General features: G+C 68.9%; 11 protein-coding genes. 3 read left to right on the top strand and 8 right to left on the bottom strand.

The features are described from left to right. Nucleotides 1-141 precede the first annotated feature (141 nt). Nucleotides 142-1,131, bottom strand: coding sequence for a Bug family tripartite tricarboxylate transporter substrate binding protein (locus AVMA1855_RS15020; protein WP_284426320.1), 990 nt, complete (start codon nucleotides 1,129-1,131; stop codon nucleotides 142-144). A 23-nt stretch (nucleotides 1,132-1,154) separates the two neighbouring features. Beyond that, nucleotides 1,155-2,030, bottom strand: a complete 876-nt coding sequence (locus tag AVMA1855_RS15015) for an amidohydrolase family protein (protein WP_284426319.1) — start codon at nucleotides 2,028-2,030, stop codon at nucleotides 1,155-1,157. Between the two features lie 86 nt (nucleotides 2,031-2,116). On the opposite strand from AVMA1855_RS15015, the gene AVMA1855_RS15010 reads away from it, so the two are divergent. Next, entirely contained in the window at nucleotides 2,117-3,082 is a 966-nt protein-coding gene (locus AVMA1855_RS15010; RefSeq protein WP_284426318.1) for a LysR family transcriptional regulator, read from the top strand. A gap of 102 nt (nucleotides 3,083-3,184) precedes the next feature. On the opposite strand, the gene phaR is transcribed toward AVMA1855_RS15010, so the two are convergent. Then, nucleotides 3,185-3,724: a polyhydroxyalkanoate synthesis repressor PhaR gene (gene phaR / locus AVMA1855_RS15005; protein ID WP_272568591.1), complete on the bottom strand. Its 540-nt coding sequence runs from the start codon at nucleotides 3,722-3,724 to the stop codon at nucleotides 3,185-3,187. Nucleotides 3,725-3,919: 195 nt separating this feature from the next. Here phaR and AVMA1855_RS15000 point away from each other — a divergent pair, with 195 nt between their 5' ends. Next, entirely contained in the window at nucleotides 3,920-4,345 is a 426-nt protein-coding gene (locus AVMA1855_RS15000; protein ID WP_284412060.1) for a surface-adhesin E family protein, read from the top strand. Nucleotides 4,346-4,365: 20 nt separating this feature from the next. Here AVMA1855_RS15000 and AVMA1855_RS14995 read toward each other — a convergent pair whose 3' ends face one another. Further along, complete coding sequence (locus AVMA1855_RS14995; RefSeq protein WP_284426380.1) at nucleotides 4,366-5,286, bottom strand: alpha/beta hydrolase; 921 nt, start codon at nucleotides 5,284-5,286, stop codon at nucleotides 4,366-4,368. Between the two features lie 183 nt (nucleotides 5,287-5,469). Then, complete coding sequence (locus AVMA1855_RS14990) at nucleotides 5,470-6,339, bottom strand: 2-keto-4-pentenoate hydratase (protein ID WP_284426317.1); 870 nt, start codon at nucleotides 6,337-6,339, stop codon at nucleotides 5,470-5,472. 77 nt (nucleotides 6,340-6,416) lie between these two features. Here AVMA1855_RS14990 and gbd point away from each other — a divergent pair, with 77 nt between their 5' ends. Beyond that, nucleotides 6,417-7,553, top strand: coding sequence for a 4-hydroxybutyrate dehydrogenase (gene gbd, locus AVMA1855_RS14985; protein WP_284426316.1), 1,137 nt, complete (start codon nucleotides 6,417-6,419; stop codon nucleotides 7,551-7,553). A gap of 25 nt (nucleotides 7,554-7,578) precedes the next feature. Here gbd and AVMA1855_RS14980 read toward each other — a convergent pair whose 3' ends face one another. From AVMA1855_RS14980 to AVMA1855_RS14970, 3 genes are read right to left on the bottom strand one after another with little or no spacing between them, the layout of a single operon-like run. Beyond that, nucleotides 7,579-8,763: a phospholipase gene (locus AVMA1855_RS14980; protein WP_284426315.1), complete on the bottom strand. Its 1,185-nt coding sequence runs from the start codon at nucleotides 8,761-8,763 to the stop codon at nucleotides 7,579-7,581. Nucleotides 8,764-8,791: 28 nt separating this feature from the next. Beyond that, entirely contained in the window at nucleotides 8,792-9,616 is an 825-nt protein-coding gene (locus tag AVMA1855_RS14975; RefSeq protein ID WP_284426314.1) for an HDOD domain-containing protein, read from the bottom strand. Between the two features lie 43 nt (nucleotides 9,617-9,659). Further along, nucleotides 9,660-12,026, bottom strand: a complete 2,367-nt coding sequence (locus AVMA1855_RS14970; protein ID WP_284426313.1) for a Tex family protein — start codon at nucleotides 12,024-12,026, stop codon at nucleotides 9,660-9,662. Between the last annotated feature and the right edge of the window lie 62 nt (nucleotides 12,027-12,088).

Below are 12,088 nucleotides of genomic sequence, written 5' to 3'. Positions count from 1 at the left end.
TTTCAGGGTCCTGCGATGACGAAAAGAGCGCCCTGCGCCGCGTGGCCCCGTCAAGGGTCGAACGCGGTGCATCGAAAGGGCGGGGGGCGATGGCCTCGGCAGGCTGGGCGCGGCCGGGCCTCACGCCAACCACCTTACGGCTCAGTCGGCTTTGAGCCGTCCCTGCTTGACCATTCGCGTGGCCAGGGCGACCTCGGCACTCACCAGCCGTTGCAGCGCGGCACCGCCCTCCCCCACCGGCTCGCTGCCCAGATCCCGGATCACGTTGGTGAACTCCGGCTGGGCCACCGATTTGGTCATCCATTCATGCAGGCTGGCAACGTTGGCGGCAGGCGTCGCCTTGGGCGCGAAGACCCCGACGAAGGTGGTCGCATCGAACACCGGCAAGCCCAGTTGGGCCTGCGTCGGCACGCTCGCGAGCAGCCCGCCCGCCTGCGGACCCAGCACCATCAGTGCGCGGAGCGCGCCACCCTTGATGTGCGGGGTGGAGCTGGTGATCTGATCGATCACCGCGTCGATCTGGCCCCCCATCAGGTCCACCAACGCCGGCCCCGATCCTTTGTAGGGCACTGCATTGACCTGGGCCTGGGCGGAATCCTCGAACTGGAGCAACGCCAGGTGGTTGGGAGAGCCCGGCCCCGCGTGGCCGACCGTCACGCCCTGGCTCGTGGACTTCACGGCCTTGATGAAATCGGCCGCGGTCTTGAACCGCGGGTCGTTGGCACGCACGACCACGACGACCGGTGTGCGGCTGAGCACCGCCACCGGCACCAGACTGTCGGCCTTGTACGGCGTTTTGATGATTTCCGGAAGGGTGCCCAACTGCCCGGGCGTTGCCACCAGCAAGGTGTGCCCGTCGGCCTCGGCCCGCGCCACCGTGCTCGTTCCGACGGCGCCCCCGCCGCCCGCACGGTTGTCCACGATCACGGACTGCCCTACCCACTTGGTCAGCGGCACGCCCAGCGAGCGCGCGACGATGTCCACATTCCCTCCGGGCGCGAAGGGCACCACCAGCGTGATCGGCTTCCAGGGAAAGCGGTTCTGGGCCCCGGCCGGGAAGGCCATGGAACATGCCGCGAGCGATGCGGCGCCTTGCAAAAAGCCTCTGCGGCTGGATGGTGCATTGAACATGCCATGTCTCCTTTTTAGAAAAATCAGTCTTCCCAATAAAGCCGGGTCGGGTTGTCGACCAGCGCCTTGCGCCTGATTTCCTCGGGAAACCAGTGGGTGATGAGGCTCGCCAGTTCCGCGCTGGCGATGGACGTGGCGTCGATGCCGGGGTGGGGCCAGTCCGATCCCCAGACGATGCGGTGGGGATTGGCCTGCACCAGGCTGTGCGCCAGCGGCAGCACGGCAGGGTCCACGCCGGACGCTGCCGCAGAGATCCGGTAGGCGCCCGAGAACTTGACCCAGGCGCACCCTTCCCGCATCAGGCTCCGCAGGCTCCGGATGCCCCGGCTGTCGATGTCGCTGCAGTCCGAGGGGTGGCCGAAGTGGTCCACCACCACGGTCGTGCCACTCTCGGCGAGGCCCTGGACGAGGCGGATGTCTTCATCGATGTCGACGAGCAGCTGGATGTGCCAACCCAGCCCTTTCACCCGATCGGCAATCGACTGCACGCTGGCGATCGAAACGCCCCCGCTGAACAGCGCATTGCATCGAGCCCCCCGCACGCCCAGCCGGTGAAGTTCCTCCATCTCGGTGTCTGGCGTGTCCTCGAAGATCACGGCCACGCCGCGCATGCTGCCCGCGGCCGCGTCGCCCAATGTCCGCTTCAAGAGCGAGTGGTCGCGCCCATACACGCTGGGCTGCACCAGAACGCACCGGTCCATTCCCAAAGGGCGGTAGGCAGACCAGTACTGCTCGATCGTGGCAGGTGGCGGGGTGTAGGCGCGCTCGGCGATGAACGGAAATTCGCCGGGGGATCCGAAGACGTGAAGGTGCGTGTCGCACGCCCCTTGCGGAAAGACTCTTTCTGTTTCACCAGGCGGCGCCTGATGGGTCGCGCCGTGGCGGTCTGTGATGGGCATGGATTCCAAACGGTCGGGTTGAACTGCTGACCGGATTGTTTTTGCCGCAGGGGTGGTTAGTCAAATTCATTACCATCATCATCAAGATGAACGATATTCAACCCCTTACCCATCAGGACCGCGCGGTCGTCAACCTGCGCAAAATCGATCTCAACCTGCTAGTGATGTTCGAGGCGCTGGTGGAGGAGCGCAGCGTGGCCAAGGCGGCGGCCCGGCTCAACCTGACCTCTTCCGCCGTCAGCCACGCACTGCGGCGCCTGCGCGAGCAGTTCAATGACCCGCTGATGCTGCGCACGGCAGAGGGCATGGTTCCCACCCCGGAAGCCGTTCGCCTGGCGACGCGTTTCCGCAAGGCTTTCAGCGAAATCGAGAACGCCATCGGCGTGGCCGGCGCGTTCGATCCCGGCACGGCGCGCAGAACGTTTCTTCTGCGCGTGTCCGACTACGTGGGGGTCCTCTTGCTACCGCGCCTGTGCACCGAGCTGTGTTCCGTGGCTCCCGGCATCAGCCTGTCGGTGCAGTCATTCGAGATGCGCCAGCCGTCGGACCGCGTCGAGTACGAAGGGGTGGAAATCAGGCTCTCGGTGTCGCGGGGGCACTCCGTTCTTTCGGCCTCGCGGCGCATCCTGGATGACCGCTGGATGGTGCTGATGCGAAAGGGCCACCCTGCCGCCTCCACCCCGCTCACGCTGGAAAAGTACCTCGAACTGGGGCACCTCAAGGTGTCAGGGGTGGGCAGCAACATCCTGGACGAACTGCTGGCCGAACGCGGTCTGGCACGCAGGGTCATGGTGCAGGTGCCCACGTGGCAGGGCATGGTGCCGGTGATCGAATCCACCGACCTGATCGCAGCGATGCCGGCGCACTGGATGGACAGCGTGCTTTCCGGATCGAATTGCGTTGCCTTCCCCATGCCGTTGCCGGAGCTGGCGCTGTCCATCGACGCCGTCTGGCATCCGCGCAACGACCACGATCCGGGGCACAAGTGGTTCCGGGAACTGATCCATCGGATCTTTCAGGACGCCCACCGGAAATCCCACGTGCAGGACTGACGGCGCGCCACTGCGCTGGGCGAAGTCCGTCCATGGCCGACGCGGCCACACGGGCCCAGGGCTACGGCTCCCAGGCCCTCCCCCGGGCTCTGGGGCCCGCCTTCAGCGCTTGATGCCGAAGGCGCCGAGCATCTGCTCGGTCTGCTTTTGCATCTGCTCCTGCATCTGCGTGAAGATGGCCTGCGACTGGTCCACGTAGCTGCCCATGATGCCCTTGAACATGGGCGACTGCAGGTTCATGAACTGCGACCACATCTCGGGCGTGATGCCCTTGGACTGTTCGGCCATCTTGGCCTGGATGTCGGTGAACACCTGTACGTTCTTTTCCAGGTAGGCACCCATGAAGCCCTGCATGGCGTGGCCGTAGAAACGGATGATGTTGGCCAGCACGGCCTCGGTGAACATGGGCGCGCCGCCGGCTTCCTCTTCCAGAATGATCTGCAGCAGGATGCTGCGCGTGAGGTCTTCGCTGGTCTTGGCATCGCGCACCACCACCTGCTCGCCCGCCATCACGAGCTGCTTGACCTCGGCCAGGGTGATGTAGGTGGAGGTGGAGGTGTCGTACAGCCGGCGGTTGGGGTACTTCTTGATGATCCTCTGCTGTGCGGTCGAGGGGGTTGGGGGGGACGTGGTTTCTGGCACAGCGGGCTCCTGGGGTGCGAGGCACCCATGATTTTGATGGTTTGCAGCGCAACCGATTTTAGGGAGCGCAGCAGCGCGCCCCTTCGCAGGATTACCCTGATGCGGCTTTGCCCCCTTGATCCACGTCAATGCGGGGCGGCGCAGATCGCATAAGATTCGCCGCTGCATCGTTTGCACCCCATCCTTGGAGGCCCCGTGTCCCCCCTTCGCCCTGCCCTGTTAGCGGTCCTGCTCCTGGCGGCCCAGGCACACGCGCAAACCGACGAAGAATGGCTCACGATCCAGGGCTTTCCGGAAGACAAGACCGGCGACCTGGTGCAGATCAACCCCACGCAGATTCCCTGGCAGAACCAGTTCACCATGGAAGTGCGCGTGTCGCGCAGCACCCAGCGCTCCAGCTACCGCAAGCACCCCTACCGCTCGTTCAAGGGCGTGGCCGTGATCGACTGCGGCACGCAAAAGGGGTGGTACCTGGCCCTGAACTACTACGCCGAGCCCGTGTGGCAAGGCCCCGTGACCGCGCGCGAGGAGTTCAAGGAAGACGAGGCGCCGGTGTCCTTCGCCGGCATCCCCGGCGAGCCGGCGCGCAAGCTGATCACCGCCTCCTGCAAGAAGCGCTGAGCCGGCACGGCCGCCCCCGCTCAGGCCAGCCCGAACGCCGTGCGCAGCGCCTGCGCCGCATCCGCATGCGCCTGGCGGGCTTCCGGGATCGCGCGGCCCATCTTGATGAACTCGTGCGTCACGCCGCGGTAGATCTCCAGATCGACCGCCACGCCGGCGGCACGCAGCTTGTCGGCGTACGCCACGCCCTCGTCCACCAGCGGATCGCATTCGGCCAGCCCGATCCAGGCCGGCGCCACGCCGTCGACGTCGGGCGCGTTCAGCGGAGCGAAGCGCCAGTCGTCGCGGTCCGCCGGCCCGCGCACGTAGTGGCCGAAGAACCAGGTGATGGCGGGCTCCTCCAGCACCAGGCCGTGGGCGAACGCGGCGTGCGAGGGCGTGTCCTGGTGGGCGGTGCAGCCGGGATAGAACAGCAACTGCAGCGCGAGCGGCAGGCCGGCATCGCGCGCCAGGATGGCATTGACGGCGGACAGCGTGCCGCCCGCGCTGTCGCCCCCGACGGCGATGCGCGCCGGGTCGGCACCCAGCGCTTGGGCCTGGGCCGCGAGCCAGGCCAGCGCATCCCACGCATCGTTGGAGGCCGTGGGAAACCGGTGCTCCGGTGCCAGCCGGTAGTCCAGCGACACCACCATGCAGCCCGCCAGGCGCGAAAGCTCCCGGCACAGCACGTCGTGCGTGGTCACGCTGCCGATGGTGAAACCGCCACCGTGCAGGTACAGCAGCACCGGCAGCGGCGCACCGCGCGTGGGGGCGTACAGGCGGGCCGGCAAGGCATGGCCGTCGCGCGCGGGAATGTTCAGGTCTTCCACGCGTTCGAGGGCGGCCTTGGGCACTTCGAGCACGCCGGCGCCGGCCTCGTAGGCGGCGCGGGCCTCGGCCGGGGGCAGCGTGTGCAGGGGCGGCCGGCCGGCGCGCTCCATGCGGTCGATGACGCTGCGCATCTGCGGGGTGAGCCGGGCGGTAGATGGGGCGGAAGGTGTCACGGTCGCGGGCCACCCCGTGGGATGGCGGAAAAAGGGCCAAAAGGACAAGGGCCCGATCATCCCGCAACTTGGCCGTGAGCAGGCGGGGCCGGGTTATTCGCCCCCGGCCGGCGTTCCCGGCCCTCGCTCAACGGCAGCGCATCAACGGAACGTCACGCGCACCGGCGCTGCGCCCGGCAGCCCGTCGAACGTGGCCGTGACCTCCAGCCCCGGCCGCGGCGGCAGCAGCGCGGAGAACGACCCCAGGCTCACGAGATCGCCCGGCTGCAGGGTGATGTCCTCCTTGGCCAGCGCCTCGGCCAGCCAGACGACGGCGTTGAGCGGGTGGCCCAGGATGTCGCTGCCCCTGCCGCCGCCCAGCCGAGCGCCCTGGCCATCGGTGAGCGTCACCGCCATGTTCTGGAGCGCGTCCACCATCGCATAGCGCTCCGCGCGCAGGCGCGGCACGGCGATGGGGGCGCCAGCCACGCCCAGCCGCGCCCCGACGTTGATGGCTGCCACGCCGGCCCCGTTGAGTTGGGGCGGCGCCTGCACCAGCAGGTCGGGCAGCTCGATGAAGGGGATGACCTGATCGATGTGCTCCAGCACCTCCATCGGCGTGCGCGCATGGTTGATGGCGGCGCTCTTCACGCGCACCAGCATGTCGGCCTCGAACAGCGGGCGGGCGCCGAACGCCGCATCCACCACGGCGCCGTCGCGCAGCACCATGCCTTCGTACAGCTTGCCCCACACCGGCTTGTCGGTGCCGAAGCGCTTTTGCACCGCAGGGTTGGTCAGCCCCGCCTTGTAGCCCACCACCCGGCCCAGGCGGTGCGCCAGCAAGGCATTGAACTTGGCGCGCGTGCAGGCGGCATCGGCATCGCTCAGGGGCGGCAGGTTGGCGGCGGGCGTCCTGCCCGAGTAATGGGCGGCCAGTTCGGCCACCTGGACGTCGCTCAGGCATTCGGCCTGGGCGGTTGTCGCACAGGCGACCGCCAGCACGGCGGCGATGAGGGTTTGCTGCATGGCCATGGAAGGCTCCCGGTTGTAGATTGGCTGGCCGGCATGCTAACCACAACCGCGCCCTGGGCGCATCCTCGCAATCCACCATGGCCTTCATCTACTACGTCACCCAGATCCAGTTCGAATTCGGCGCCATCCAGCTCCTGAAACAGGAGTGCGACCGCGTGGGCATCACGCGCCCGCTCGTGGTGACCGACCCCGGCGTGAAAGCCGCCGGCGTGCTGCAGCACGCGCTGGATGCACTGGCCGGCGTGCCCGTGGCCGTGTTCGACCAGACGCCCTCCAACCCCACCGAAGCGGCCGTGCGCGCCGCCGTGCAGGTGTACCGCGACCACGGTTGCGACGGCCTCATCGCAGTGGGCGGCGGCTCGGCCATCGACTGCGCCAAGGGCATCGCCATCGCGGCCACGCACGAAGGGCCGCTCACGCACTACGCCACCATCGAGGGCGGCTCGCCGCGCATCACCGAGCGCGCCGTGCCGCTGATTGCCGTGCCCACCACCGCCGGCACCGGCAGCGAGGTGGCGCGCGGCGCGATCATCATCGTGGACGACCACCGCAAGCTGGGCTTTCATTCGTGGCACCTGGTGCCCAAGACGGCCATCTGCGACCCGGCCCTGACCCTGGGCCTGCCGCCCGCGCTGACGGCCGCCACCGGCATGGACGCGATCGCGCACTGCATGGAGACCTTCATGTCCTCGGCCTTCAACCCACCGGCCGACGGCATCGCGCTGGAAGGCCTCACGCGCGGCTGGGCGCACATCGAACGCGCCACGCGCGACGGCAGCGACCGCGAGGCCCGCCTGAACATGATGAGCGCGAGCATGCAGGGCGCGATGGCGTTCCAGAAAGGGCTGGGCTGCGTGCATTCGCTGAGCCACAGCCTGGGCGGCGTGAACCCGCGGCTGCACCACGGCACGCTGAACGCGGTGTTCCTGCCCGCCGTGGTGCGCTTCAACGCGCAGGACCCCGCCGTGCAGAAAGACCGGCGCCTGGAACGCATGGCCCACGCCATGGGGCTGGCGTCCGCGGGCGACATCCCCGAGGCCATCCGCGACATGAGCGCGCGGCTGGGGCTGCCCACGGGCCTGGCCGCGATGGGCGTGACCGAGGCGCTGTTCGGCGACGTGATCGAAGGCGCCATGGCCGACCACTGCCACAAGACCAACCCGCGCGAGGCGAGCGTGGACGACTACCGGGCGATGCTCACCGAATCGATGTGAACTTTGCGGCAGCGGCGGCCTGCCCTCAAAGCGGCAGGACCGCCGCCGGGTCCGGCCGGCGCAGCCATTCGGCGAACTCGTCGGCCAATTGGCGGCTGGCCGACGTGGCCGCGCTCCAGGCGCGCACGCGGGCCGCCAGGTCGCTGCCGTAGTGCAGAAAATCGTTGCGGTCGGGCAGCTTGGCGTTCGGCAGCGTGCGCACCCAGTCGGGGTGCGGCGACAGCACCACCATGCGGTCCAGCGCGGGCGTGGCGCGGTGGCGCCAGCGCAGGCCCTTGTCCAGCCAGCCGGGCACCACGCTCTGCTGGAAGTGCGGGTACAGCACCAGGGCGCCAGGGGGATCTGAACGTTTTTGGCCTCCAGGACAATCAACACTAGGGCATGTCGCTATATTTTTTATAGCATCCATCCGCTCGATGTCCGCCAGCGGCCGGTAGCGCAGATGCAGGTGGTAGTCGGTCAGGCCCCCGTCCCAGTAGGCACCGGCCGGCGCGCCCGGAATGTCGTGCACCGCCTGCAGCACGAAGGGGATGGAGCAGCTGGCCTGCAGCGCCGGCAGGAAATTGGCCCCGTTCAGCGCCACCTGCCGCGTGGGGTAGTCGGTGGTGGCGAACGGCAGCGGCGCCATGGCGACGCCGGGGGCATCGCCGGCCGGGCCGGAGAACACCACCCGCTCCAGCCACCACCCCAGCGCGCGGCGGTGCACCGCGTTGGCGGCGAACGCGCCCAGGTAGCCGAGCGGTGTGGCCAGCCGGCGTTCACGCGAGAGCAGGTGCCGCCCCCGCGACGTCACGATGTGCAGCCGCCAGCGCGGGTGCACGAGCAACGGCCCCACCTGCGCACTGTAGAAGTCGCGCAGCCCCTGCCCGAACTGCGCGCTCACCTGCGCGGCCGTGGGGCGCTGGCGGCCGGGTGGCGGCGCGTAGTGCTGGTGGATGTAGGCGTGCTCCAGCCGCTCCAGCGCGGCCACGGGCGAGTCCAGGCAGGCAGTGGCCATGCGCCAGGCGCCGATCGAGGCGCCGACCAGATGCACCGGCTGGGTGGAGCCTTGCAACCAGTGCCCGAACACGAAGCGGTCCAGCGGCCCGAGGACCAGTCCCTTGGGACCGCCAGCCGCGGCCGGGATCACGCCGATGTCGGCGGGCTGCAGGCCGTGCCGGGCGATGTGCGCCCGCGCCAGCGGCCCTGCGTGGAGGCGCAGCGCCTTCATCGGCTGGGGCACCGGCGCGCCGCGGCGCTCACACGTAGTCGCCCGGGTCGGGGCGCACGGTCCAGTCGATCGGGTCCTGCTGCAGCACCATGTCGATATCGAGCCCCAGCGCCAGTCCAACCTCGCCGGGAAAGGAGACCGCCAGTTCCTTCTCGCCCAGCGCCGCCTCGCGGGCCCGCACGCGCCACGCGGCCAGGTGCAGCACGCCGGCCAGCGGCTCGTACACGCTGTTCTCGAACGGCGCGCTCTGGTACTGCAAGGCATCCACCACCACCTGCGGCAACTGCCAGCGGCGCGCCATGCCGGCACTCACCTGCGAATAGCAGTAGCCCAGCAGCCGCTGCTCCAGCTTGGAGCGGCGCGGATCGAAGGGACTGACCAGCCGGTTGATGGCCTGCACGCGGTCCGGGTTGCCCAGGTGCAGCAGCAACTCGCCCACGCCGTGGAGCAGGCCCGCGGTGTATGCAGCGATCTGGTTGTGGTGCACGCTGCCGGCCAGCGACCGCGCCAGCTTGGCGGTGTGCAGGCTGTAGCGCCAGAACTGCTGCAGGTTGACGCCCGGCACCGACCGCGAGGTCGTGCCCAGCGGCGCGGACGCCACCAGCGTGCGCAACTGCTGCACGCCCAGCAGCGACAGCGCCTCGGGAATGCCGCTGATCTGCTGCTGGGCCTGGAACGTGGGGGAGTTGGCCTCTTCCAGCAGCCGCGCGGCCATGGCCGGGTCGGTGCCGAAGAGCTGGGTGACGCGGCGCAGGTTGGGCTCGGGCGCCGCCAGCTCGTTCATCAGCAGCGCCACCGCGCGCGGCACGCTCGGCAGCGCGACGGGAATCCCCAGCAGGGCGATGAGCTCCATGGAACGGCCGGAAGTAAGGGTCCGGCGATTATCCACGCAACTTTTACCGCTTATTACCTTGCAGCTTGGCGAAGGCCGAGGCCATGGCCGACGGGGGCGCGGGCTCGTTACTGCGGCGCGGTGCCGCATGCTGGCCCCGCCCCGCCCCTTCGAACCGGTTGTCGCGGGGAGCCCCACGGTCGCCGCCGCTGCGCGGGGGCGCTGCATCGAGCTTCATGGACAGGCCGATGCGCTTGCGCTCCACATCCACCTCCATGACCTTCACCTTCACGATGTCGCCGGTCTTGACCACCTCGCGCGCATCGTTGACGAACTTGTGGCTCAACTGGCTCACATGGACCAGGCCGTCCTGGTGCACGCCCAGGTCGATGAAGGCGCCGAACTGCGCCACGTTGCTCACCGTGCCCTCCAGGACCATGCCTTCCTTCAGGTCCTTGATGTCCTCCACGCCGTCGTTGAAGCGCGCCACCTTGAAGTCCGGGCGCGGGTCGCGGCCGGGCTTTTCCAGCTCGCCCAGGATGTCCTTGACCGTGATGACGCCGAACTTCTCGTTGGCGAACAACTCGGGCTTGAGCGTCTTGAGCATGTCGGCGCGGCCCATGATCTCGGCCACGGGCTTGCCGGTCTTTTGCATGATCTGCTCGACCACGGGGTACGTCTCGGGGTGCACGCCCGTCATGTCCAGCGGGTTCTCGCCGCCGCGGATGCGCAGGAAGCCCGCGCTCTGCTCGAAGGTCTTGGCGCCCAGGCCCGACACCTCCATGAGCTGGCGGCGGCTCTTGAACGCACCGTTGGCCTCGCGCCAGCGCACCACGGCCTTGGCCACGCTGCCCGACAGGCCCGACACGCGGCTGAGCAGGGGCACGCTGGCCGTGTTCAGGTCCACACCCACCGAATTCACGCAGTCCTCCACCACCGTGCCCAGGGTGCGGGCCAACTCGCTCTGGTTCACGTCGTGCTGGTACTGGCCCACGCCGATGCTCTTGGGGTCGATCTTGACCAGCTCGGCCAGCGGGTCCTGCAGGCGCCGCGCGATGGAGGCGGCGCCGCGCAGGCTCACGTCCACATCGGGCATCTCCTGCGAGGCGTACTCGCTGGCGGAATAGACGGACGCGCCGGCCTCACTCACCACCACCTTCTCGATGGCGCGCTCGGCCTTGGCGGCCAGCTTGATGAGGTCGGCGGCCAGCTTGTCGGTTTCGCGGCTGGCGGTGCCGTTGCCGATGGCGATCAGGTTCACGCCGTGCTTTTCGACCAGCTTGGCCAGCGTGTGCAGCGAGCCTTCCCAGTCGCGGCGCGGCTCGTGCGGGAACACGGTGGCGGTCTCCACCAGCTTGCCGGTCGCATCCACCACCGCCACCTTCACGCCGGTGCGGATGCCCGGGTCCAGCCCCATCACCACGCGCGGGCCGGCGGGCGCGGCCAGCAGCAGGTCGCGCAGGTTGTCGGCAAAGACCTTGATGGCGACCTTCTCGGCCTCGTCGCGCAGGCGGGCGAACAGGTCGCGCTCGGTGGAAAGGCTCAGCTTCACGCGCCAGGCCCAGCCCACGCATTTGCGCAGCAGGTCGTCGGCCGCGCGGCCGGCATGGCTCCAGCCCAGGTGCAGGGCGATCTTGCCCTCGGCGATGCTGGGCTTGCCGGGCTCTGGTTCGACGGGCAGGACGAGCTTGGCTTCCAGGATTTCGAGCGCCCGGCCGCGGAACACGGCCAGCGCGCGGTGCGAGGGCACGCGGCCGATGGGCTCGTCGTACTCGAAGTAGTCGCGGAACTTGGAGACCTCGGGATCGGCCTCGTTCTTGCCCTCGACCTTCTTGCTGCGCAGCAGGCCCTCGGCCCACAGCCATTCGCGCAGCGACTGCACCAGCACGGCGTCCTCGGCCCAGCGCTCGGAGAGGATGTCGCGCACACCGTCGAGCACGGCCGGCACGGTGGAAAAGTCAGCACCCGGCTTGCCATCGTCCAGCACCTCAGGGGGCCGGGTGAACGCGGCGGCCTCGGCCGCCGGGTCCAGCGTGGGGTCGGCGAAGAGCTTGTCGGCCAGCGGCTCGATGCCGAACTCGCGGGCGATCTGGCCCTTGGTGCGGCGCTTTTGCTTGAAGGGCAGGTAGAGGTCTTCCAGCTCCTGCTTGGTCGGTGCGCCCGCGATGGCGGCGCGCAGCGCATCGGTCAGCTTGCCCTGCTCGTCGATGGCCTTGAGCACCGCGGCGCGGCGGTCTTCCAGTTCGCGCAGGTACGACAGGCGGGCCTCCAGCTCGCGCAGCTGGATGTCGTCCAGCCCACCGGTCACTTCCTTGCGGTAGCGCGCGATGAAGGGCACCGTGGCGCCCCCATCCAGCAACTCGACGGCGGAGGCCACCTGCTGCTCGGTGACCCGGATTTCTGCGGCAATCTGCCGGATGATCTTCTGCATGCTGAAAACGCGCCCGAGGGCTCGGCTTTGGAAAAGCGGGCGAGTGTGCCACAGGCCTTCCC

The organism is Acidovorax sp. SUPP1855 (assembly GCF_030158955.1).
In the GTDB taxonomy this organism is placed as follows: Bacteria; Pseudomonadota; Gammaproteobacteria; order Burkholderiales; family Burkholderiaceae_C; genus Paracidovorax.
This window is presented reverse-complemented; position numbering and strand designations above follow the sequence as displayed.